Raw genomic sequence first — 23,396 nt, 5'->3', positions numbered from 1 at the left:
CGGCCTTCGGGCTGTAATCCGGTGGCGGCGGCGCTAGCGGCGCTTCTTCGGCGCGCGTTTCACGGCGGCCGTGGCGGCAGCTACCGCGCCTTCCGTTTCCGGCTCGGCCACGGTGCCGCGGACCTTCGCGATCGCCGTCATGCCGTGGTAGATCACCAGGGCCGCCGCCGAGCCGAGGGCGATGCCGGTGAACACCAGGTCGCCGATGGTCCACGTGTAGTCGGCGATGCCGACGATCAGTGCGACGGCGGCCGTGGTCAGGTTGATCGGGTTGGAGAAGTTCACCTTGTTCTGCACCCAGATCTTGACGCCCAGGACGCCGATCATGCCGTAGAGCATCGTCGCGGCGCCGCCCAGGACGCCGGCCGGGACGGTGGCGATGAGTTCGCCGAACTTGGGCGAGAAGCTCAGCACCACGGCGAAGACACCGGCAACCCAGTAGGCCGCCGTCGAGTAGACCTTGGTGGCGGCCATGACGCCGATGTTTTCCGCGTAGGTGGTGGTGCCGGAGCCGCCGCCCATGCCGGCAAGGACGGTGGCGGCGCCGTCGGCCATCAGCGCCCGTCCGGAGACGCCGTCGAGGTTCTGGCCGGTCATGGCCGACACGGACTTAACGTGGCCGATGTTCTCCGCCACGAGGACCAGGACCACCGGCACGAACAGGCCGACGACGCCGATGTGGAATTCGGGGGTCTGGAAGAACGGCAGTCCCACCCAGGCGGCGGAGTCCATTTTGGTGAAGTCCACTTCGCCGCGGATCATCGCCACGAGGTAGCCCGCCACAACGCCAACCAGGATGCTCAGCCGGCCCAGGATGCCGCGGAAGAAGACGCTGACCACGATGATCGTGGCCAGGGTGATGAGGGCGGTGATCGGGGCGGCGTCGAAGTTGGCCTTGGCTGCCGGGGCGAGGTTGAGGCCGATCAGCCCCACGATGGCGCCGGTGACGATGGGCGGCATCAGGCGGTTGATCCAGCCGGCGCCGAACTTCTGCACCACCGCGCCGATGACCGCCAGCCCGACGCCGGCCAGCACCACGCCGCCGAGAGCGCCGGCGACGCCGTACTGCTGCTGCGAGGCCATGATCGGTGCGATGAAGGCGAAGCTGGACCCGAGGTAGCTGGGCACTTGGCCCTTGGTGATGACCAGGAACAGCAGCGTGCCGATGCCGGAGAAGAAGAGCGTGGTGGCCGGGGGCATGCCCGTGATGATCGGAACCAGGAAAGTTGCGCCGAACATGGCGACCACGTGCTGCATTCCGACGCCGATGGTCAGCGGCCAGGCAAGGCGCTCGTCCGGCCTGACGACCTCACCGGGGCGGATGGCCTTGCCGTTGCCGTGGAGCTTCCATTTGGTACCGAGCATGCTCATTGCCGGGGCCTTTCAGAGAATGTGTGGCGGGGCGGGAAGGAATCTTCCGGGGGCAACTTTACCGCGCCGGTGTTTCCGGCATGCGTCGCCGGCGGCGGCGCTGTATCTGACGGCGGCGCCGCTGTGCCGGACGTCACGGGGCGTTGCGGGAAGTGGGAAGCACAAGTTGAAGTTGCAACTATGGACAGTAACCAGTGGCCGCCGTTCCCGGCGGGCGCACCCAGCGAAAGGGATGCTCATGACCATCGCCCATGACGAAGCAGTAATCGACGCCGCCGCAGTGGACGCCATCTTTGCCGAGGCCCGCACCGCCAACACCTTCACCGGTGAGGTCACCGACGAGCAGGCCCGGGCCATCTACGAACTCACCAAGTTCGGACCCACCGCGTTCAACTCCCAGCCGCTGCGGGTGACCTACGTCCGGTCCGCTGAGGCCCGCGCCACCCTGGTGGAAACCCTCGCCAACGGCAACCGCGCCAAAACCGCCTCCGCACCGCTCGTCGCCGTCCTCAGCTACGACACGTCCTGGCAGGACCAGTGGGACAACTTCCTGCCCGGCTACAACGCGCCCAAGGCCATGTACGACGCCGCCCCGGACCTCGCCGCGGCCACCGGCAACAACAACGCCCACCTGCAGGCCGGTTACTTCATCCTTGCCGTCCGGTCCCTCGGCTTTTCCGCCGGACCCATGACGGGCGCGGACTTCACCGCGATTGACGAGGCGTTCTTCCCCGACGGCGGCCAGAAGAGCTTCCTCGTCGTCAACATCGGACAGCCTGCAGCCGACGCCTGGGGTGCGGCCAAGCCGAAGTTCGCTTACGACGACGTCGTCCGCACCGTCTGACGGGCAGTCGCTGACGCGGAGGTGCCTCCGGCACCATGGGGGACAGGCCGGAGGCACTCGGGACGCAATTCTGCGGTTGAGCGCAAGGCCGCATCCGGGGCCGCTTCCAGTTTAGTCCGCTTCGGTCCTCTTGCTACAGGGCTGCAGGGCCTGCGCTGGGGTTTCGTGGCGGACTTGCCGGTCGAACAGCGGGTCGCGTTAAGTCATGTCCGAGACGGGTGTCACACTTTGTGCGACGGGGTGCAATACTAGGCTCACCTGCGGCGCTCAGTCGGCGCATATCGGGCTATTGCGAGCGGACCGGGGGGCCACTACATGACGCTTGACACCTTATCTTTGCGTGTCGCCCTGGCGGTGGTCGACCTGACCCTGCTGCTGCTCTTCTACTTCATCACGTTCCGCCGGACGCGGTCCACCTACAGCGGCTCGTGGTGCCTGGCGCTCCTGTTTTTCCTGTCCGGCAACGCGGCGTACCTGCTGGACGGTTCGCCGCACCAGGTCTGGGCCAACCCGCTGGGGAACGTTTTCCTGGTGGCGGGCGCGGCCAGCATCTGGGCAGGAGCCCGTTCGCTGCGGACCACGCCCCCCAAGATCTGGTCTCTGGCAGCCGGCCCGGCCATTACTGCGGTGGTGTCGGCTCTGGACCAGCCCGGCACCAACGTGTGGTCCGGCGGCCCGGCCTATTTGGGATTCATGAGCCTGCTGATCGGCCTCGCCTGCCGGGAACTTTTTCTGCTGGACAGGCACTTCTCGCGCGTGCACCGCACGCTGGCCGTGGGCTCCGCCTTCCTCGCGGCGTTCTATCTGGGCCGCCTGGTTACCTTCGTTGTCGAGGGACCCGACGGGGCTGTGTTCCTGACCGTCTTTGGATCCGTTCCGGCGACCGTGACTTCGGCCGTGATCATGGTGGTGGCGTCCTTCACCATGGCGGAGCTGAGCTACGAGCAGCAGACCCAGGATCTCCGTGCCCGCGCCACCGTGGACGGGCTGACGGGGCTGCTGAACCGCACCGCCTTCCTGGACCTGGCGGAGGACGAACTGCGGCGCCTCAACCGGGCCAGGACCACAGCGTCGCTGATCCTGGCGGACCTGGACCACTTCAAGGCCATTAACGACGAGTATGGCCATTCGGCCGGCGACACCGCCCTGCAGGCGTTCGCGGAAGCCTGCACGTCCACCGTCCGTTCCACCGACCTTGTGGGCCGCTACGGCGGCGAGGAATTCATCATCCTCCTGCCGGGCGTAACCCCGGAAACTGCCGGTAACATCGCCCGGGACATCAGCGCCCGGCTGCAGGCGTCGGCGTCGGCGGTAATCCCCCGACTGCCTACCTCCAGCTACGGCATCGCGTCGACCTTGCCCGGCCGCGTGGATCTAGACGCGTTGATCGCCTCCGCGGACGCCGCGCTATACCGTGCCAAGACCCTGGGCCGCGACCGCTCAGTGCTCGCCGGCAGCCTCGAGGCAGAACCGGCCTGAGCAGCCCGGCCTTGGCTGAACCCACTGTCCGCCTGGGGCTCCAGGCGGACAGGATCTACGGCAACTCCACCGTCCAGACGCCACGCGTAGTTCGCCTTCGCGTTCGACTCGTATCTTGATGCGCCATACTTCCGCCGCACCCCGCCGCCGCTTCCTGGCGGATTGGGATCAGGCTGTGTGGGTCCCTCAACGACGCCGCCGAATTCGTCCACCCACCGACAGGTTCCTACTTCCGGGCATTGCGCGTGCACGCTCTCGTCGATGGAAACCCGTACTGAAACCTTGACCAAGGCGGCCGGCAGGGGGAGGGGTTCAACTTAGGAGCTAAGGCGCAGGTCGAAGGCTAGTTCGTCTGCACGCCATTCGGGACCCAGCGACTCGGGCCTGGGATTCTTCAGGAAGTCTTCCAGCGCCGCTTCGACGGGTCCAAGGTCGTGGACGAACTGCGAGGGAATGAAGCCTTTCATCGAACCCATCGGAACTTCCACCGACCCATCCGCGTCCTGTCCGGGCCGCGCCAAAATTACCCAGGAGTCGTCGCGTTCCGCATAGGAGTTCCGGTGGCAGACCAACTTCGACACCACAGTTCCGGCTACCTCAAAGCGTGCCGACCCATGCTCCACGACCACGCGCTCACGCTTGTCTCCGTCCAAGGCATGCAATGCCTCCCCGGCGGCTATCCGGGCCTCGGCAACCGTAGTGCATCCCTGGTCGTCAACGATCCACTTCGCCTTCACCTCGTCATTGAAGGCGGCCATCCTCCAGGCAGCACCAAGATTCGATCCTGCAACATATCCGCCCATCCAAATGAGCCCGGGTGGCCCCAACAAAAGACCGACGACGAGAAACGACGCAAGAAGGAGGAAACTGAGCCACTTCCAAGGCGTACCGAAGCGAAACAGGTACGTGCTCAATGCCAGTCCGGCAAGCAGAGGCACGATCTCCTGCGACGGCTGCTTGTTTGCACCGAACACCATGAGTACAACCGTGGCAGTCAGTATCACCACACCGGCGGCCAAGTAGAACCGGATCTCATTCCGGGTCTTGTTCCCCGCCATAACTAAACCCTTTCCTGGGTCTGAGCTCTTGCCATCCGCCGGGGTCCGAAAGTCCCCGACGAATGCCCACTGCGGCGCCGTACAAGGCAGGGGCACCACCCGCCCGCTCACTGCTGGCCCGAAGGCCCGCCGTTAGGAGATGACCCCGTCCACCAGCGCCTTCGCCTCGGCCTGGACCTGCTTGAGGTGCTCGGCGCCCTTGAAGGACTCGGCGTAAATCTTGTAGACGTCCTCCGTGCCGGAGGGCCGGGCCGCGAACCAGGCGTTTTCGGTGACCACCTTGAGGCCGCCAATCGCGGCGCCGTTGCCCGGCGCCTCGGTCAGCTTCGCCGTGATGGTTTCGCCGGCCAGTTCGGTCGCGGTCACGTCCGAGGACGAGAGCTTGCCGAGGGCCGCCTTCTGCTCCCGGGTGGCCGCTGCGTCGATCCGCGCGTAGACCGGGTCGCCGAACTGGTCGGTGAGGCCCTTGTAGAGCTGCGACGGCGACTTTCCCGTTACCGCGGTGATCTCCGACGCCAGCAGCGCCAACAGGATGCCGTCCTTGTCGGTGGTCCAGACGCTGCCGTCCATCTTGTTAAAGGACGCGCCGGCGGATTCCTCTCCGCCGAAGGCGCCTTCGCCGGAGAGCAGTCCCGGGACGAACCACTTGAAGCCCACAGGCACTTCGACAAGTTTGCGGCCCAGGCTTTCGGCCACGCGGTCGATGATCGATGAGGAAACCAGGGTCTTGCCGATCACGGACTGCGGGTTCCAGCCGGTCCGGTGGCGGTAGAGGTAGTCAATCGCCACAGCGAGGTAATGGTTCGGGTTCATCAGCCCGCCCTGCCCATCAACAAACGGCGTCACGATCCCGTGCCGGTCGGCGTCGGCGTCGTTGCCTGTGGCGACGTCGAACTTCGCGCCTTCCGACATGCGGTTGATCAGCGAGGCCATCGCCGACGGCGAGGAGCAGTCCATCCGGATCTTCTCGTCCCAGTCGAGCGTCATGAACGCCCACTGCGGATCGACGGTCGGGTTGACCACCGTGAGGTTCAGGTGGTGGCGTTCGGCGATCTCGCCCCAGTAGTCCACCGACGCTCCGCCCATCGGGTCGGCGCCGATCCGGACCCCGGCCTCGCGGATGGCATTGAGGTCCAGGACGGAGGGGAGATCGTCCACGTAGCTGCTGAGGAAGTCGAACTTGCCCGTCGTGCCCGCGCTGAGGGCGTCCGCGATGGGAATCCTTTTGACCCCGCGGAGGCCGTTTTCCAGCAGTTCGTTGGCCCGGTTGGCGATCCAGCCGGTGGCGTCCGAGTCGGCGGGTCCGCCGTGCGGGGGGTTGTATTTGAAACCTCCGTCGCCGGGCGGGTTATGGCTTGGCGTCACCACGATGCCGTCTGCCTGCGGGGCCCCGGTGGGGGAGTTGTTGTTGTGCGTCAGGATGGCGTGGCTCAGTGACGGTGTGGGGGTGTAGCCGTGGCGGGCGTCGATCAGCACGTTGACGCCGTTGGCCGCGAGGACCTCCAGGGCGGAATTCTGCGCCGGCTCGCTCAGGGCATGGGTGTCTTTGGCGAGGTACAGGGGCCCGGTGATCCCTTGGCCTGCCCGGTACTCCACGATCGCCTGCGTGATCGCGAGGATGTGGGGTTCGTTGAAGGAGGCTTTCAGGCTCGACCCCCGGTGCCCGGACGTGCCGAAGACCACACGCTGGCCGGGGTCGCCCAAATCCGGTGAAACGTCGTAGTACGCATCCAGGAGCGCAGTGAGATCAACAAGGTCTTGGGGTTGGGCAACAGTGCCCGCGCGGCTAGCCATGGCACCAGCATGCCAGACCGTCGCGGCAGGGGACATGATTTCGGCGGATTACGGCCCCTGTGACGCAAGAAATATCCTGCCCCTTGAAGCGGCGCGGCGGTAGGCTGAATCCAGAGACTTCACGAGGGGAAAACCATGACTGACCAGCCGAAACCGGACAAAGACGAGACTCCTGAGGGCTACCGGCCGCCGTCGTATATTCCGGCGCAGGAGTCCGACGTTCCTCCGCCCCCGGCGCCGCCAGCGACGTCGGCGTTCGAGCAGCACGACTACGGGCACCGGACACCCGGAGCGCCGGGCCAAGGCGAGCAGTACGGCCAGTCCGCGCCGGACTACAGCCAGCCCACCGACCCGTACGGCACGCCGGCACAGTATGGCCAGCAGCCGTACACCCAGCAGCCCTACGGGCAGCAGCCGTACAGCACGGCGCCTCAGTACGGCCAGCCGGGCACGCCGTTCAACGCCTACGGCCAGCCGGCCTACTACGGCGTGCCGCCGGAACCCAAGGGCCTGAGCATCGCCAGCCTGTGCTGCGGCATCGCCGCCTTCGTGGGTCTGGGCTTCTTCCTCCTGCCGCAGCTCGCGGCGGTCATTCTGGGGCACATGGCCCTCAAGCGCGAGCCGGCGGGCAAGGGCATGGCCATTGCCGGCCTGGTCATGGGCTATGTGGGGATCGCGCTGGCCATTCTGGTGATCGTGCTCATCGTGGTGGGACTGGCCATCGGCAGCTCAACCTACCGGGGGTCCGGGGTCTAGGCAGTTCCGCCAGAGGTAAGAGCCGCGACCAGCCGTCCGGCGTTGGCTTCGAGCCAGGTGCCGCGGCGGCGGATGACGTCGCCCACGCCGTCGTCCCACATCCGCGCCCAGCCCCCGCCGAGCGCCCGGGCGTTGTTTCGCATCCGCTCGTGGCTCAGCGCGGTGGCTTCGATTCCGAACGCGGGCAAACGCCGGCGTTCCTCGGCGTTCCAGCCGAAGGCGTCAGCGAAAATCCGGAGCCGCCGGAACGGGTCCGTCGCCTCCCAGCCGGGCCAGGCGTCGGCGGGGTCCCGGAGCGGAACCCAGTGCATCGCGGTGTTGAAGGAATCCTTGAACGCCGTCGTGGGGCCGGCGAGGTCGAAGTCGACCAGTCCGGCGGCACGGCCGCCCCGCACCACCACGTTCTGGGGCGTGACGTCGAGATGGCAGACCAGCTCTGCCGGATCCTGCCGGACCGGGCGGGGCGGGAACGGGTGGGCGCCGGGCACAAAACCGGCCGATGCCCCGTGCAGGCGCCGCAGCAGTTCCGCTACGGAGGCCAGGAGATCCTCGGACTGTGCCCACGCCTCCGGGACGGGACCGGCGCACTGTCCGGGCAGGAAGGTCAGCACGTCCCGCCCGTCCGTGTCCCGGCCCAGGAACCGCGGGGCGCCGTCGAATCCGGCGTCTTCAAGCCAGTCGAGGTACGCGGCGACCGCCAGGGACTGCGGCTGGTGCGGGCGGCGGATGGTTCCGCCCACCCGCACCACACCGTCGGTGACATCGCCCGCCGGCATGAGTTCGACGTCGGACGCCTCGCCTGCGGCGGGGGCGTAGACGCGGGACTCAAGCGGCGCGCGGTGCCTGGAGCTCATCGGCTCAGCGTACGCCGCCCATCAGCTTCTTGATCGCCGGCGAAGCCGCGGCCAGGCCAACGGCGAGCAGCATGGCCGTGCCGCCGATGCCGATGAAGTAGGGCAGCTCGTCCTCCGGGTTGTACAGGCCGGAGAGCAGGCCGGCCAGGGTGGTGCCCAGCGACACCGAGAGGAAGAACAGCGCCACCATCTGGGTGCGGAAGGCCTCCGGCGCCAGCTTGGTGGTCACGGACAGGCCGATCGGGGACAGGAAGAGCTCCGCGAGCGTGAACAGGAACAGGATTCCCACCAGTGCCAGCAACGGGGTCTTGCCCTCTCCGGCCAGCGGGATGAAGGCCAGGAAGGCCAGACCCATCACAAATAGGCCAATCGAGAACTTCAGCGCCGAGCCGGGCTGTTTGCGGCCCAGCCGGGTCCAGAGCGCAGCCATCACGCCGGCGAAGATGATGATGAATACCGGGTTGATGGACTGGACCCAGGCTGCCGGCATTTCCCAGCCGAACAGGTTCCGGTCCAGCTTCTCCTCCGAGTACACGGCGATGAAGGTGAATTGCTGCTGGAACAGGGCCCAGAATGCGGCCGAGGCGATGTACAGGGGGATGAATGCCCCGACGCGCCGGCGTTCGGTGCCGTTGACCTTCTTGCTGCTGAAGATCAGGGCGAAGTAGAGTACTGACGCGCCGATGGCCGCGTAGGCCATGGACATGGCCAGGTTCCCGGCGTTAACGATGCCGGTGGCCAGCAGCACGGCGATCACGGCGGCGATGGCGGCGAAGCGCAGGCCGTACTTGGTGCGCTCGGCGGCAGGCAGCGGGTTGTGCACCCGGTTTGCCTCTTCGGGCAGCTTCTTGCGGCCCACCGAGTAGATGGCCAGGCCCACGCCCATGCCGATGGCGGCGGCGCCGAAGCCCCAGTGGAAGCCCTGGCTTTCCTGCAGCCAGCCGGTGACCAGCGGGCCGATCAGCGCGCCGGCGTTGATGCCCATGTAGAAGATGGAGAATCCGGCGTCGCGGCGTTCGTCCTTCTCCCGGTAGAGGCTTCCCACCAGGGCCGTGGCGTTGGCCTTCAGGCCGCCGGAGCCGACGCCGACCAGCACCAGGCCGGTGATCAGGCCCGGAATGCCCGGTACCAGGGCGAGGCCTATGTGGCCGGCCATGATCAGGATGGCGGAGCCGAACAGCACCTTTTCGGAACCGAAGAGCCGGTCCGCGAGCCACGCGCCCAGGATGGTGGAGAGGTACACGCCGCCGCCGTAGGCGCCGACGAGGCCGGCGGCCAGGGCCTTGTCGATCCCCAGGCCGCCTTCAGCGGCCGTGAAGTACATGTAGTAGAGCAGGATGCCCTGCATACCGTAGAAGGAGAAGCGCTCCCACATCTCTACGGAGAAGAGGCTGGCCAGCATCTTTGGGTGGCCAAAAAAGGACGTATCCGCCGGCGTTGTAGCGGGGGGACGGGATAAATGAGTTGTGCTCATTTACTTAATGCTGACAGTGTGACGCGTGATTGTCACATTCGCAGCGTCCCGGGGCAAGTCATTCGCCCGGCGTTTCGCCCTCCTTTTCCGCCCCGTTGCGCTGTCAGTTAATGCTGCTACGAGGCCGGAATGGCAGCATTAACTGACAGCGCAAGCGGGGCGGGCGGGGGGGGTCAAGGGGGCGCGGCTACCCGGCGTCGAACATGATGACCTGGCGCACGGCCTTCCCGTCGGCCAGCTGGTCCATGGCCTGGTTGATGTCCGCCAGCGCGATCCGCGAGGAGATCAGTTCCTCGACGGGCAGCTTCCCGTCCCGCCAGAGCTGGGCGTATTTGGGAATGTCGCGCGACGGCACCGCGGAGCCGAGGTAGCTGCCGACGATTGTCCGGGCCTCGGCTGTGACGGTCAGCGGCGAGATCTGGGCGCGGGCGTCCGGGTGCGGCAGGCCGGCGGTGATGGTGGTGCCGCCCGCCGCGGTCGCGGCGAAGGCGGTTTCGAAGGCCCGCGGATTCCCGGCGCATTCGATCACGTATCTGGCCTTGACGCCCTCCTCGAGAACCTGCTGCGGGGTGTAGGTCTCGTGGGCGCCCAGGCGGCGGGCGTGCTCGAGTTTTTCCGCCAGCGTGTCCACGGCAACGATCCGCGAAACACCCTGCGAGATTGCCGTGATCAGCGCGGCCATGCCGACGCCGCCAAGCCCCACGATCATGATGCTGTCCTGCGGCCTGGGCCGCGCTGCGTTCAGGACGGCACCGCCTCCGGTCAGCACGGCACAGCCGAGGACGGCGGCGACGTCCGCCGGGATGTCGTCGTCCACCGGTACGGCCGAGGCGCGGTCCACCACGGCATGGGTGGCGAAGCCGGAGACGCCCAGGTGGTGGAAGATCTTCTCGCCGTCGCGGTCCAGTCGCATCGATCCGTGCAGAAGGGTGCCTTCGCCGTTGCTTTTCGAGCCGGCCGTGCAGGGGAGCCGGCCGTCTTCGGCGCAGTTTTCGCACTGTTCGCAGCGGGGCAGGAAAGACATCACCACGCGCTGGCCCGGGGCGAGGTCCGTGACGTCCGAGCCGACCTCGACGACGCGCCCTGCGGCCTCATGCCCCAGCAGCATCGGCACCGGACGCACCCGGTTGCCGTCCACAACGCTCAGGTCCGAGTGGCAGATGCCGGCCGCCTCGATCTGCACCAGGATTTCGGTGGGGCCGGGACCTTCGAGCTCCAGCTCGGCGATGGTGATGGGCCTGGAATCCGCGAACGGTCGGGGGCGGCCGATTTCCTCAAGTACTGCGCCGGTAATCTTCATCGATCCCTCTCATGTGGTTTCCAGGCTGAAAAACGTCGTGGCTTTGCTCTGCTAAACCGTAGCGGCACCGGCCCGGTAATTCACCCACGCCGGGCGGGTCGCGAGCCTAGAACCCCAACTGCGCGGCCAGCTGCAGCAGCAGCGCCTCGGAACCCATCGGCCCGATCAGCTGGACGCCCATAGGCAGCCCCGCACCCTTTGCCCCGCCGGTCCAGTGCACCGGAATGCTGATCGCAGGCAGCCCGCACACGTTCACCATGGACGACCAGGGCGCGTACTCGCACTGCTTGCGGTAATCGCCGTCGGCATCCCCCGCCCATTCGGCCGCCGGCCAGTACCCGTCGCCGTGGGCGGCCCCGGTGAACCAGCCCACCGGGCGTGGGGTCTGCGCCAGCGCCGGCATCAGCATCAGGTCCCAGGCGGCGTACTGGGCAATCGTGTCCCGCTGGAACTGGCGCAGGAAACCGAGGGATTCGGCGAGTTTGGCTGGCCCGCGCTGCTGCGCGCGGCGCCGGAATGTCCGTGTCAGCGGCGTCAGGAGCGCCTCGCGCTGGGGAGTGATCCGGGCGTCCCCGACGGCGGCGGTCCAGGCAGTGGTGAACGCGCCCGGGTAGCGGTTGTCGTAGCGGATGGAGGCTTCCGAAGTTTCGTGCCCGGCCGCCTCGAGCCGCCGGATGCCTTCGGCCAGGGCGTCCAGCGCCGCGGGGTCCGGGGTGAAGGGGAAGATCGTCTGCCACGGGCTGTCCAGGCTCACCCCGATCCGGAGCCCGGGCGGGTCCTGTGCGCTGAGTTCGAGGTAGCTGGAATCGGTGCTGCCGGTCCCGGGGTCGGTCCCTTTCACCATGGCATCGAGCAGCAGCGCGACGTCGGCCGCGGAACGGGCCAGCGGCCCGGACACCACCAGCCCGGCGGGATCGCCGGAGCTCTCACCCGCCGGAGCCAGCCCGCGGCCGGGCTTGAGGCCCACCAGCCCGCAGGCGGCAGCCGGAATGCGGACCGACCCGCCGCCGTCGGAACCGGGGGCAAAGGGAACCAGCCCGGCCGCCACGGCCGCGGCGCTGCCGCCGCTGGAACCTCCCGAGCTGCGGCTTAGGGCGTGCGGGTTCCGGGAGGGCGGCGCGATCCGGTTCTCGCTGTACGCAGTCAGGCCGAACTCCGGAACCTGGGTCTTGCCCAAGGAGACCACACCCGCGCCTTTCAGGGTGGCGACGAGGGCGCCGTCGGTCAGGGCGGGTTTGTGGTCCAGGGCGGCGCTGCCGTGGGTAGTGACGACGCCGGCGACGTCCGTCAGGTCCTTGAAGGCCACCGGCATCCCGTGCAGCGGCGCCAGACGGGTCCCGTCACGCGTGGCCCGGGCGTGGGACTCATCCGCCATGGCCGCGTCCAGCAGTGCCTGCTCCGCGGTGACCGTGATGAAGGCGCCCAGGTGAGGGTTTTCAGCAGCGATGCGGTCGAGGAAATGCCCGGTGGCCTGCCGCGAGGACAGCTCGCCCGAGCGGAGGGCATCGCGGAGCTCCACGGCGGAGAGCTCGTGGATCTCAGCCACAGTTTCGTGGCTCCCCGGGTGCGCCCTCCGGGGGACATGTCCAGTGGTGGTGTGGGCGGGTGGACATGGTGGCATTGTGCCCAGTCGTCGCGGCGGGGGGAGGGCATGTCCCTCGGGTGGGGGAGCGGGGAGCCACAGGGATCGCTGGCCGGTCTGCTGCCTCGGGTCTCCTTTGCGCCATCCCAGAAGCGTAACGTGCTGCCGGGTAGGGGTGCGGCACGGGCGGCTGGCGATACGCTGGAGGCAGACCATGCATTCTGCGGAAGGGACGACCATGAGCGACTTTGACACGGTGACGGTGTCCGGCATCCCCGAAGGGGCCAGGATCCTTGATGTCCGCGAAGGATACGAATGGGTCGCGGGCCACGCCGCCGGTGCGCTGCACATCCCCTTGGACCAACTCCCGGCGCGGCTCGAGGAACTCGACCCCGACGAGGACCTTTACGTCATCTGCCGCACCGGGGGCCGCTCCTTCCGCGCGGCCCAGTGGCTCACCGGGCAGGGGTACTCCGCCCTGAACGTGGCCGGTGGCATGGACCAGTGGCTGGAAACCGGTCTGCCGCTGGTGTCCGACAACGGACTCAAGCCCGTCATCCTGTAGTTGAAGAAAGAAGCGCCGATGCCCGCATCACCCGTCACGTACACCTTCCTCGGACCCGCGGGCACCTTCACCGAGGCGGCCCTGATGCAGGTCCCCGGCGCGGAGGACGCCGTGCGTATACCGTCGTCGAACGTCAACACGGCGCTGGACAGGGTCCGCGACGGCTCGGTGGACGCGGCGATGGTGCCGATCGAGAACTCCGTGGAAGGCGGCGTCACCGCCACCCTCGACGCAATCGCGACCGGACAGGAACTGCGGATCCTGCGCGAAGCCCTGGTGTCGATCAGCTTCGTACTGGTGGCCCGGCCCGGGACCAGGATCGAGGACATCCGCCGGATCTCCACTCATGGCCATGCCTGGGCACAGTGCAGGCTCTGGGCAGAAAATAACATTCCCAATGCGGAATATATCCCCGGCTCTTCCACGGCCGCGGCGGCCATGGGACTGCTGGAGGGCGATATCCATTACGACGCGGCGATCTGCGCCCCGATAGTGGCGACTGAGCAGCCAGGGCTCGCGGTGCTGGCGGAGAACATCGGCGACAACCCCGGTGCGGTGACGCGTTTTGTGCTGGTCGGCCGGCCCGGCGAACTGCCGGAGCCCACCGGCGCGGACAAGACCACCGTGGTGGTGCCGCTGCCGGAGGACCGCCCCGGCGCCCTCATGGAGATCCTTGACCAGTTCGCCACCCGAGGCGTGAACCTCAGCCGGATCGAGTCGCGGCCCACCGGCCAGTACCTCGGCCACTACTTCTTCAGCATCGACGCCGACGGCCACGTGGCCGACGCCCGCGTCGCGGACGCCCTGGCAGGCCTGCACCGGATCAGCCCGGCCACCCGCTTCCTGGGTTCCTACGGCCGCGCCGACGGACACCGGACCGTCGTGGAGCCCCACACGTCCGACCAGGCATTCCGGGCCGCCCATGCGTGGGTCAAAGACATACTGTCCGGGGCATCTGTGGTGCCGGAATATACGTCCGGGGCTTCGCCCACAGCGTAGACAAATGCCACATCGGGCACTTCCGCCCCTATGAAACTGTGCGTATGCTTGCCTGATCCATATTGGGGAAGTCCTCTACCGAGGGAGCAGGTCATGGCAGGAACCAGCCTTGAAAATGACGGCCAGGGAATGATCGTGAATCCCAAGCCGACCGCTGACAACCAGGACTGGGACGGCGACGACGCCGACCGTGCAGACCGGCTGCGCTTCGAAGAGGAGCAGGCCATGATCCGCGAACAGTCCGAGGCGCGCGCCGCCAAGGCAGCCGCGGAAGCCAAAAAGACCGCAGAAGCAGCCAAGGACGCTGCAGAGAAGTAGGCCGCCACAAAGGCAGCTGCGCCTAATCTCCCTCGGTGCCGTCCTTGACCCGGACGAGCAGCGAGCCGGGGGCAATCTGCACGGTGACCTTCGTGGCCGCGCCGGTCGGATCGCCGTCGACCTGTGTTGGCATCGGCTCCGCACAGCGGATGGTGATCTTGCCGGAGCGGTAATACGTCATCACCGGCAGGTTCCGCTTGTGCTTCAGCACGATTTTCCAATACATCGCCAGCCAGCCGATGGCGCTGCGTGGACTCATCACCACGACGTCGAGCATCCCGTCATCGATCATGGCCTGGGGGATGAAATCGATGCCGCCGGGGATCAGGCCGCAGTTCGCGAACAGCACGCTGCGGATCTTCCGGCTCTGTTCCGGCTGGTCGTCCAGCGCGATGGACACCTTCTTGCGGCGGCCCGGGAGGTGCCGCACGCCCGCTTCGGTGTAGGCCAGCCAGCCGACGGCCTTCTTCAGCCCGTCGTTGGTGTCGCCCACGACCTCCGCATCCATGCCAATGCCGGCAATGACCAGGAAGGTGTGCTCCGCCGCCGCGTTGGTGCGTGAGTTCTCCACCTTCATCCGCGCCGTGTCGATGAAGCGCTGGTGCCCGAACAGGGCGGTCTGGACACTTCCGTTCAGGTCGCCCACGTCGAGGTGGATGTTGCGGGCCAGCAGGTTGCCGGTGCCGAGCGGAATGAGGCCCATGGCGATGTCCGTGCCGGCGAGGGCGTCCGCCACCACCCGGACAGTGCCGTCACCGCCGCCCACGAGGACGACGTCGGCGCCGTAATCGATGGCGGCCCGCGCCTGTGAGAATCCGGGGTCCTCGACGGTGGTGTCGAAGAAACGCGGCGGCACCCAACCGGCCGCGGCGCACGCACTTTCAATCACAATGCGGGCCTCATCGGACCGGGACTTGATGGGGTTCATCACCACGGCGACCCTCTGCTGGCCCTGGCCGGGGCTGTGCGTTTCCTCCCACACGGCGCTGCGCGTGTGTTTGGCCTTGAGCTTGCGCACTCCCCACCAACTGGAGACGGCGAACGCCAGGACTCCAGCGATGATGAGGTACAGCAGCCAGTCGCGCATTGTGCTCCAACACTATCCCGCCGGTGGCCGGAGCCCTGATCGACTGTCGATTGCCCGGTAATGCTGGATGGATTGGATACTCTTGTCTGGTGATCGACGTAAAAGACCTCAGCGAAAATCCGGATAAGTTCCGGGCCAGCCAGCGCGCCCGCGGCGCCGACGAATCCGTGGTGGACGCGATCATCGCCGCGGACTCGGGCCGGCGCGCGGCCCTGATCCGCTTCGAAAACCTGAGGGCCGAGCAGAATGCGTTCGGCAAGAAGGTGGCGCAGGCCAAGGGCGAGGAAAAGCAGGCCCTGCTGGCCGAGGTGAAGGTCCTTGCGGGCGAGGTCAAGGCCGCCTCCGCCGAGGCCGACGTCGCACAGGCAGCCCATGAGGAACTGCTGCGCGGCATCCCGAACCTGATCGTGGACGGCGTCCCGGAAGGCGGCGAGGATGACTACATCGTGGTCAAGACCGTCGGTGAGCCCCGCGAATTCACCGATTTCGAGCCCAAGGACCACCTGGAGATCGGTGAGCTGATCGGCGCCATCGACATGGAGCGCGGCGCCAAGGTCTCCGGATCGCGTTTCTACTTCCTGCGCGGTGCGGGCGCCCGGCTGGAAATGGCGCTGCTGCAGATGGCCATGGAGCAGGCCATCGACGCCGGCTTCGTGCCGATGATCACGCCGACGCTGGTGCGTCCGGAAACCATGCAGGGCACCGGTTTCGACGTCAAGCACGACGCCGAGATCTACCGCCTCGCCGAAGACGACCTCTACCTCGTGGGCACCTCCGAAGTGGCCCTCGCCGGCTACCACGCGGATGAGATTCTGGACCTCTCCGCCGGCCCGATCCGCTACGCCGGGCAAAGCTCCTGCTACCGCCGCGAGGCCGGTTCGCACGGTAAGGACACCCGCGGCATCATCCGGGTCCACCAGTTCAACAAGGTGGAGATGTTCATCTACACCACCGTGGAGGAGGCCGCCGCCGAGCACGCCCGGCTGCTGGCTTGGGAAGAGGAAATGCTGGCCAAGTGTGAACTGCCCTACCGGGTGATTGACACCGCCGCCGGAGACCTCGGCAACTCCGCCGCCCGCAAGTTCGACTGCGAGGCATGGGTCCCGACGCAGGGCGCCTACCGCGAGCTGACCTCCACCTCCAACTGCACCACCTTCCAGGCGCGCCGGCTCAACATCCGCGAACGCGTGCTGAACGAGGACGGGGCCCCCAAGGGAACCCGCGCCGTCGCCACGCTCAACGGCACCCTGGCCACCACCCGCTGGATCGTTGCCATCCTGGAGCACCACCAGAACCCGGACGGCTCCGTCAACATCCCGAAGGCACTGCAGAAATACCTCGGCGGCATGACGGTCTTCCCGGTCATCTGACCCGCAGTCCAGGCCCGTGGCCCCGCCAAGTGCGGCGGGGCGCGGGCGCCAGCAAACTGTTCATCCCCGGTTCACCGCACGCTGTGGCCTGCGTCCTAGCGGCTGTCGGGGGTGTCTGCTCTACTTGTGAGATGACAACATTGACTGAATCCTCAGTCGCCGGCAACGATGACCGGCGAGACAACAACCAGAACCAGAAGAACTCAGCGGCCCACAAGCTGATGGTCGCGCTCGACGTCGACGGCACCCTCGTGGACCACGACGGCCACATGTCCGTGCCCGTCCGCGAAGCCGCCAAGGACGTCGTCGCCGCCGGCCACCACGTCACCATCGCGACCGGCCGGTCACTCAACGCGGCGCTGCCCATCATCGAGCACATCGGCATCGACAACGGCTACGCCGTGTGCTCCAACGGCGGTGTCACGCTGCGCCTGGATTCCAGCCTCAGCGACGGCTACGAGATCGTGCACAAGGCCACGTTCGACCCGGGTCCTGTGCTGCGCGCGCTGCGCAAGCGGCTCCCCACGGCCAAGTACGCGCTGGAGGACAAGGACGGAAACTTCCTCTCCACCGAGCGCTTCCAGGACATGAGCTTCGGCGTGGAGGCAATCGGCGTCGACTTCCAGACCATGCTGGAGGCCACCGCGGTCCGCGTGGTGGTCTTCAGCGCCGAGAACACGCCCGAGGAGTTCAACACCGCCATCCGGCACATCGGCCTGGCCGGGGTGACCTACTCGGTGGGCTGGACTGCGTGGCTGGATATCGCCGCCGCCGGCGTCACGAAGGCCAGCGCGCTGGAGCACCTCCGCGGACGGCTGGACATCGAGGCGCACCGCACGGTCGCCGTCGGCGACGGACGCAATGACATCGAAATGCTCACCTGGGCCGCCCGCGGCGTTGCCATGGGCCAGGCGCCCGAGGAAGTCATTGCCGCCGCGGACGAGGTCACCCACTCCGTTTTCGACGACGGCGCCGCCCACGTGCTGCGCAGCCTGCTGCTCTAGCAAACGCCGCGCGGGCCGGGTCCTGTCAGCGTGGGGCCGTCAGCGCACCTCGAGGATGAGGCCCAGAAGCCTGGCCGCGGCGGGACGCGCCGCGTGTTCCTCATTCCACTGGGCCCGGGCCACGGCCTTGCTGACCGCCTGGGTGGTGATGCCGAGCTCCTCGGCCACTGCCTTCTGCTGCCCGCGGACGCCCGGGGTCAGCAGGTCCAACACCCGCCATTCCGCGGGGCTGCGGTCGTGCACGATGTGCCCCAGCAGCCGCAGCACAGCCTCCGCCTCCGCCGCGAGGTCGGCCAGCGGGCCCTCCACGGCCACCGGGATGCGGTCCTTGCCGTTGCGCAGCCGGTCCACGGCCCGGCGGGCGTAAATCAGCCCGTGGCCTGAGGCGTCCTTAATCTGGTTAGGCAGCGGCTCATTGACCGGCCCGACGCCGATCCCGACGTACCAGGCGCCGGTCCGCAGGGCGATCATCGCCGCCTCGACGGCCTGGTGCGGGAAGTCCACGATGCCCTGGACCTCGTCCTCCACGGAACGGTCGAAGTCGAGGCGCGCCGGGATGTGCCGCAGGTCCTTGAGGAGCTGCGGCACGCAGTCGCCGTCGCGCCGGCTGTCTGTCTGGTTGATGGTCAGCGTGAACATTCTGGGACCACACTACCCGGTGGTAGATTCGTGGCAAATGTCCCAGTCCGACCTCGTCACATGACGGCCAGAGCCGGTGGAAACGCTGAATCGGATGGCCCTGCAGCCGGCTGGAAACCGGAACGGGCGGGTTGCCTCAACTGCCCTGAGATGTTGCGATGGATGCTGCGCCGCCGGCGGAGGCCCGAGTGAAACGAGGACTGCAGTGAGACGTGACGCGAATGGTGCCCGGCCCGGTGACGAAGAGCTAGACCTCGTGGACCGGTGGTGGCGGGCCGCCAACTACCTGTCCGTCGGGCAGATCTACCTTCGTTCCAACCCGCTGCTGCGGGAGCCCCTGGCCGCCGGCAACACCAAGTCCCGGCTGCTCGGCCACTGGGGCACCACACCGGGGCTGAATTTCGTCTACGCCCACCTGAACCGGGTCATCCGCCGGGACAGCCAGAGCATGCTGTTCATTGCCGGCCCGGGGCACGGCGGTCCCGCCGTCGTGGCAAACGCCTGGCTCGAGGGCACCTACTCCGAGATCTACAGCAACGTCGGCGACGACGAACCGGGCATGGCTGAGCTGTTCCGGCAGTTCTCCTACCCCGGCGGCATTCCCAGCCACGCCGCCCCGGAAACCCCGGGCTCCATCAGCGAGGGCGGAGAGCTCGGCTATTCCCTGGCGCACGCCTACGGCTCCGTCTTCGACAATCCGGACCTGATCACCGCCGTCGTCATCGGTGACGGCGAGGCGGAAACCGGGCCGCTGGCGGCGAGTTGGCATTCCCACAACTTCCTGGACCCCGTGCATGACGGCGCAGTGCTGCCCATCCTGCACCTGAACGGCTTCAAGATCGCCAACCCCACCATCCTGGCGCGTATGCCCGAAGCCCAGCTGGAGCAGCTGCTCCGCGGCTACGGGCACGAGCCGCACTTTGTGACCGTGGCCGATCCGGACGACACGGCGGCCGCGCACCGGGACTTCGCGGCTGTGCTGGACGACTGCCTTACCGAGATCCGGGCCATCCAGTCGGCCCGCAGGGGCGGTGCGGGCGGACCCGACGAAGGACGAACCGCCCCGGGCGGCGGGTCAACCGGCGGGCCGGCGGCGCGTTGGCCCGTGATCGTGCTGCGCTCGCCGAAGGGCTGGACCGGGCCCAAGGTAGTCGACGGGCTGCAGGTGGAAGGGACGTGGCGGAGCCACCAGGTGCCGCTGTCCGAGGTGCGCACCAACGCGGCGCACCTGGAGCAGCTGGAGGAGTGGCTCGAATCGTACCGGCCCGGCGAACTTTTCGACGGCGCCGGGCGCCTCCGCCCGGACGTCGTGGAGAATGCCCCCGCGGGCGACCTCCGGATGAGCGCGACCCCGTATGCGAACGGCGGCGGCCTGCTGCGGGACCTCAAGCTGCCGGCGTACGGGGACCACGCAGTCCCGGTGGCGCAGCCCGGGGTGGAGCGGGTCAGCGCCATGATCACGCTGGGGTCCTGGCTCCGGGACGTGATCAGTCTGAACCCCAAGACGTTCCGGCTGTTCGGCCCGGACGAGACGGCCTCCAACCGGCTGCAGGACGTCTACGAGGTCACTGACAAGGTATGGCAGTACCGGATCGACGAAGTCGATGAGCACCTTGCCCGCGCCGGACGGGTCATGGAAGTCCTCAGCGAGCACCTGTGCCAAGGCTGGTTGGAGGGGTACCTGCTGACCGGACGGCACGGTGTCTTCAGCTGCTACGAGGCCTTCATCCACATTGTCGACTCGATGTTCAACCAGCACGCCAAGTGGCTCAAGGTGCACCGTGACCTGGCCTGGCGCCGCCCGGTCGCGTCGCTCAACTATCTGCTGTCCTCGCATGTCTGGCAGCAGGACCATAACGGCTTCTCGCACCAGGATCCCGGCTTCATCGACCACGCCGTGAACAAGAAGGCCGAGGTCATCCGGGTGTACCTGCCGCCGGATGCGAACACCCTGCTCTCCGTCATGGAGCACTGCCTCGAGTCACGGGACTACGTCAACATCGTGGTCAGCGGCAAGCAGCCCTCGCCGACCTGGCTGGGCCCCGCCGAGGCCGCACACCACTGCCAGCGCGGCCTGGGAATCTGGGAGTTCGCCGGGTCCGAGGTCCCCGGCGAGGAGCCCGACGTCGTGCTGGCCTGTGCCGGCGACGTGCCCACCGTGGAGACGGTCGCCGCCGCGGAACTGCTCAAGGCCGGGGCTCCCGGGCTGAAGATCCGGGTGGTCAACGTGGTGGACCTGATGCGGCTCCAGGACGCCAGCGAGCATCCGCACGGCCTGACTTCCCGGGACTTCGACGGAATTTTCACGGCGGACAAGCCCATCATCTTCGCCTACCACGGCTATCCGTCACTGATCCACCGGCTGGCGTACCGACGGACGAACCAGGAGGGGCTGCACGTCCGCGGCTACAACGAGGAAGGCACCACCACGACGGCGTTCGACATGGCCATGCTCAACGGGATCGACCGCTTCCAGCTCGCCATCGACGCGATCGACCGGGTGCCGGGCCTTGCGGAGAAGCACTCGCTGCTGCGGCAGGCGCTGCAGGACAGCCGCATCCGGGCGCACAACCAGACCCGGGACCACGGCGAGGACTCGAAGGAAATCAGCGGATGGACCCTCGGCCTGGAGTAGCCGGGCAGCCGGACCGCTACGGGATTCCGGCCAACACGCCCAGCCCGCCGGCGGGCAGGTGGATCCAGCCCTCGGTCCGGGCTGCCCGGGCATGGCCGGCATCCGGGCGGATGGTCGCGCCGAGGGCCACTGCCCGCGCGGTGAGGGAGGCGATGAGCGCGTCGAACATGTCGTCGGAGCCGGCCAGCCGGTCCTCGAATCCGGCCAGGTCCAGCCAGGGTGCTGCCTGCTTCAGCCCCTCCAGGATCCCGGCCAGCCGCTGGGTTTCCGCGCCGCCGCGGCCCTTGTAGCCGCGGGCCAACAGGCCCCAGGACTTCAGCGACGCCGCCGGATAGACCTCGGCCAGCCGGCCACTGCCGTCCCTGGCCTGCGGTCCGTGTTCCACGGCGATTTTGGCCTGGATGACGGCGCAGCGCATCGCGGGATGGGCCAGCCGGTCGGCGGAGACGCTGAGCGGGATCAGCCCGGTCCGGGCGGTGATGAAGCGGTCGGTGTCCCGGTAGGCCAGCAGCCGGCGGCCTTCGATTCCGTCATGGTCGAGCACGGGATGCGGCTCGGACGCCAGATGCCCGGCCAGGAAGGGCAGGAAGGCATCCGGCCAGCCCACAGGGCAGTCGATCCCGGTCATGTCGGCAGAGCCGTAGAGCCGCACAATCTCCTCGTCTCCGACGTCGAGGGCAAGGTGCTCCAGACGGGCACCGCCGTCGCCCCATTCGAGAACGGCGGCGGCAGTTTTCCGGGCGGCCGCGGCGAGGTCGACGCCAAGGGTCAACACCCGCGGCCCTGAGAGGCGCAGGGACGTGGGCGTCGAATCGACCGTCAACCGGCTCAGACCTCGTGGTACCGCAGGGCGCCGGGCAGTCCGCCGCGGCTGTCCAGGCCGTCCCCGGCGGCAAAGCGGGCCCAGACGGCGCGGAGGGCCCGGCCCTGGGCGTTGATTTCCTCCCACGAAGCACCCGCGAGCAGGCCCGCTCCTGCCCAGGTCTGCCTGTTGCCGAACAGCAGCGGCAGGTCAACGGTGTGCGCGGCACCGTAGACATTTCCCGGCGCCGCCCAACTCAGCACGTAGCTGTACGCCGTGCCGCCCGCCTGCGCGTGCCGGCGGGCGAACTTCCGGGCGGCCCTGCCGTAGACCGCCTCGGTCACGGCCCAGTTGATGGCTTTGACCACAGCGGTTCCGAGGAACGGGACCCTGGCCAGGCGGCTGACGGCCCGGTTGCGCGGCAGGAACAGCCGGGCTTCATCGGAGGTGTGGCCGATCAGGACCTCGATCCCGGGGGCCGTGGCATTCCAGGCGTCCTCAATGCCGGATTCCGGCGGCAGGGGAGCGTGCCCGTACTGGGTGCCGAACGGCATGGCCGCGATCAGCCCGAATTTCCGGGCCACCTGGGACACGTGCCCTTCGATCTCCACGACGTCCATCGCCGGGGTGTCTTCGGTGACGGTTTCGGCAGCGATGCCCATGGCGGTGCTCATCTTTTCCCGGCCCCGGGTGATGCCAAGCGGTGCGCTCTGGATGATGGCGCGCTGGAAGAGCGCGGGGGCCTCCGGCGTCGCCATGAGGTGGGCGACGGCGTCGCCCCCGGCGGACTGCCCGAAGGCCGTGACGCGTCCCGGATCGCCGCCGAAGGCGCCGATATTGCGCTGGACCCAGCGGAACGCCTCGAGCTGGTCCAGCAGGCCGAGGTTCGCGGGCCTGCCCGTGCCGGTTGCCAGGTAACCGAAGAGGCCCAGGCGGTACGTCACGGATACAACGATGACCCGGTTTTCCGCGACGAGGGCCTTGGGATCGAAGATGGCAAGGTCGCCGGAGCCGGATGTGTAGGATCCGCCGTGGAGCCATACCATCACCGGGACCCGCTCGTCCGCGGCGAGGCCTGCCGGCATGGTGATCGAGAGCCGCTGACAGTCCTCACTGCCGGGAAGCTCGCCGTAGCGGGTGCCGAGGATGTCATCCAGGAACGGGACCGGACCCTGCGGGCACGCCGGGGAAAGGGAGGTGGCCGCGAGTACCCCGGCCCAGTCGGGTGCAGCCACTGGGGGCTGGAACCGTCCCGCAGTGGCGTAGGGGATTCCGGTGGCGCGGACCACGTCGCCGTCCTGCCATCCGGCGACCGGACCGCAGGGGGGACTAAAGGAAGGCTCGGCGTTCATGAGCCAACGATTTCACACATTCCTGACCCGCCACTGACAACCGCCAACCCACTAACCTGCAGCCGTCGTCGGGCCTTAAACAGCAACGCGGGGTCACTTTCGGCCCATCCCGG

20 protein-coding genes are annotated in these 23,396 nt (G+C 67.9%); 9 read left to right on the top strand and 11 right to left on the bottom strand.

From position 1 onward, the window contains the following. Positions 1 to 33 precede the first annotated feature (33 nt). Positions 34 to 1,371, bottom strand: coding sequence for a uracil-xanthine permease family protein (locus AC1DF4_RS05235; RefSeq protein WP_476911877.1), 1,338 nt, complete (start codon positions 1,369 to 1,371; stop codon positions 34 to 36). A gap of 238 nt (positions 1,372 to 1,609) precedes the next feature. Here AC1DF4_RS05235 and AC1DF4_RS05230 point away from each other — a divergent pair, with 238 nt between their 5' ends. Beyond that, on the top strand, positions 1,610 to 2,215 hold the full coding sequence (locus AC1DF4_RS05230; protein WP_476911876.1) for a malonic semialdehyde reductase: 606 nt from the start codon (positions 1,610 to 1,612) through the stop codon (positions 2,213 to 2,215). 315 nt (positions 2,216 to 2,530) lie between these two features. Beyond that, the gene (locus AC1DF4_RS05225) at positions 2,531 to 3,694 is read left to right on the top strand and encodes a GGDEF domain-containing protein (protein WP_476911875.1); all 1,164 of its coding nucleotides are present in this window, start codon (positions 2,531 to 2,533) and stop codon (positions 3,692 to 3,694) included. Positions 3,695 to 4,011: 317 nt separating this feature from the next. Here AC1DF4_RS05225 and AC1DF4_RS05220 read toward each other — a convergent pair whose 3' ends face one another. Then, complete coding sequence (locus AC1DF4_RS05220; protein ID WP_476911874.1) at positions 4,012 to 4,752, bottom strand: hypothetical protein; 741 nt, start codon at positions 4,750 to 4,752, stop codon at positions 4,012 to 4,014. Positions 4,753 to 4,884: 132 nt separating this feature from the next. After that, the gene (pgm, locus tag AC1DF4_RS05215) at positions 4,885 to 6,546 is read right to left on the bottom strand and encodes a phosphoglucomutase (alpha-D-glucose-1,6-bisphosphate-dependent) (RefSeq protein WP_476911873.1); all 1,662 of its coding nucleotides are present in this window, start codon (positions 6,544 to 6,546) and stop codon (positions 4,885 to 4,887) included. A 135-nt stretch (positions 6,547 to 6,681) separates the two neighbouring features. Here pgm and AC1DF4_RS05210 point away from each other — a divergent pair, with 135 nt between their 5' ends. Next, entirely contained in the window at positions 6,682 to 7,302 is a 621-nt protein-coding gene (locus AC1DF4_RS05210; protein ID WP_476911872.1) for a DUF4190 domain-containing protein, read from the top strand. On the opposite strand, the gene AC1DF4_RS05205 is transcribed toward AC1DF4_RS05210, so the two are convergent. The 4 genes from AC1DF4_RS05205 to AC1DF4_RS05190 all read right to left on the bottom strand — a co-directional run bounded on the left by AC1DF4_RS05205 (position 7,299) and on the right by AC1DF4_RS05190 (position 12,476). Beyond that, positions 7,299 to 8,156 carry a phosphotransferase gene (locus tag AC1DF4_RS05205; RefSeq protein WP_476911871.1) on the bottom strand — a complete coding sequence of 286 codons (858 nt, stop codon included), beginning with the start codon at positions 8,154 to 8,156 and terminating at the stop codon, positions 7,299 to 7,301. The two genes, AC1DF4_RS05210 and AC1DF4_RS05205, sit on opposite strands and share 4 nt — an antisense overlap. 4 nt (positions 8,157 to 8,160) lie before the next feature. Continuing rightward, positions 8,161 to 9,630: a peptide MFS transporter gene (locus tag AC1DF4_RS05200; RefSeq protein ID WP_476911870.1), complete on the bottom strand. Its 1,470-nt coding sequence runs from the start codon at positions 9,628 to 9,630 to the stop codon at positions 8,161 to 8,163. A 187-nt stretch (positions 9,631 to 9,817) separates the two neighbouring features. Continuing rightward, a complete protein-coding gene (locus AC1DF4_RS05195) occupies positions 9,818 to 10,930 on the bottom strand; it encodes an alcohol dehydrogenase catalytic domain-containing protein (protein ID WP_476911869.1) in 1,113 nt (370 codons plus the stop codon). Between the two features lie 106 nt (positions 10,931 to 11,036). Further along, positions 11,037 to 12,476: an amidase gene (locus AC1DF4_RS05190; RefSeq protein WP_476911868.1), complete on the bottom strand. Its 1,440-nt coding sequence runs from the start codon at positions 12,474 to 12,476 to the stop codon at positions 11,037 to 11,039. Between the two features lie 274 nt (positions 12,477 to 12,750). Between AC1DF4_RS05190 and AC1DF4_RS05185 the strand changes: the two genes are divergently transcribed. The 3 genes from AC1DF4_RS05185 to AC1DF4_RS05175 all read left to right on the top strand — a co-directional run bounded on the left by AC1DF4_RS05185 (position 12,751) and on the right by AC1DF4_RS05175 (position 14,394). Then, positions 12,751 to 13,077 carry a rhodanese-like domain-containing protein gene (locus AC1DF4_RS05185; RefSeq protein WP_476911867.1) on the top strand — a complete coding sequence of 109 codons (327 nt, stop codon included), beginning with the start codon at positions 12,751 to 12,753 and terminating at the stop codon, positions 13,075 to 13,077. A gap of 18 nt (positions 13,078 to 13,095) precedes the next feature. Continuing rightward, entirely contained in the window at positions 13,096 to 14,076 is a 981-nt protein-coding gene (pheA, locus tag AC1DF4_RS05180; RefSeq protein ID WP_476911866.1) for a prephenate dehydratase, read from the top strand. A 93-nt stretch (positions 14,077 to 14,169) separates the two neighbouring features. Next, the gene (locus tag AC1DF4_RS05175) at positions 14,170 to 14,394 is read left to right on the top strand and encodes a hypothetical protein (protein WP_476911865.1); all 225 of its coding nucleotides are present in this window, start codon (positions 14,170 to 14,172) and stop codon (positions 14,392 to 14,394) included. 22 nt (positions 14,395 to 14,416) lie between these two features. On the opposite strand, the gene AC1DF4_RS05170 is transcribed toward AC1DF4_RS05175, so the two are convergent. Then, a complete protein-coding gene (locus tag AC1DF4_RS05170; protein WP_476911864.1) occupies positions 14,417 to 15,481 on the bottom strand; it encodes a diacylglycerol/lipid kinase family protein in 1,065 nt (354 codons plus the stop codon). An 89-nt stretch (positions 15,482 to 15,570) separates the two neighbouring features. Between AC1DF4_RS05170 and serS the strand changes: the two genes are divergently transcribed. Beyond that, complete coding sequence (gene serS, locus AC1DF4_RS05165) at positions 15,571 to 16,851, top strand: serine--tRNA ligase (protein WP_476911863.1); 1,281 nt, start codon at positions 15,571 to 15,573, stop codon at positions 16,849 to 16,851. Positions 16,852 to 16,982: 131 nt separating this feature from the next. Further along, positions 16,983 to 17,855 carry an HAD family hydrolase gene (locus AC1DF4_RS05160; protein ID WP_476911862.1) on the top strand — a complete coding sequence of 291 codons (873 nt, stop codon included), beginning with the start codon at positions 16,983 to 16,985 and terminating at the stop codon, positions 17,853 to 17,855. Positions 17,856 to 17,894: 39 nt separating this feature from the next. Here AC1DF4_RS05160 and AC1DF4_RS05155 read toward each other — a convergent pair whose 3' ends face one another. Then, positions 17,895 to 18,494 carry a MarR family transcriptional regulator gene (locus tag AC1DF4_RS05155; protein WP_476911861.1) on the bottom strand — a complete coding sequence of 200 codons (600 nt, stop codon included), beginning with the start codon at positions 18,492 to 18,494 and terminating at the stop codon, positions 17,895 to 17,897. 205 nt (positions 18,495 to 18,699) lie between these two features. Between AC1DF4_RS05155 and AC1DF4_RS05150 the strand changes: the two genes are divergently transcribed. Then, entirely contained in the window at positions 18,700 to 21,129 is a 2,430-nt protein-coding gene (locus AC1DF4_RS05150) for a phosphoketolase family protein (protein ID WP_476911860.1), read from the top strand. 16 nt (positions 21,130 to 21,145) lie between these two features. Here AC1DF4_RS05150 and AC1DF4_RS05145 read toward each other — a convergent pair whose 3' ends face one another. Together AC1DF4_RS05145 and AC1DF4_RS05140 are read right to left on the bottom strand one after the other, a co-directional pair. Continuing rightward, entirely contained in the window at positions 21,146 to 21,904 is a 759-nt protein-coding gene (locus AC1DF4_RS05145; protein WP_476912188.1) for a DUF429 domain-containing protein, read from the bottom strand. Positions 21,905 to 21,957: 53 nt separating this feature from the next. Then, positions 21,958 to 23,283: a carboxylesterase family protein gene (locus tag AC1DF4_RS05140; RefSeq protein ID WP_476911859.1), complete on the bottom strand. Its 1,326-nt coding sequence runs from the start codon at positions 23,281 to 23,283 to the stop codon at positions 21,958 to 21,960. Positions 23,284 to 23,396: the final 113 nt, after the last annotated feature.

This window comes from Arthrobacter sp. 05N429 (assembly GCF_056397045.1).
The sequence above is the reverse complement of the archived record's forward strand: the minus strand, read 5'-3'. Positions and strand labels throughout refer to the sequence as shown.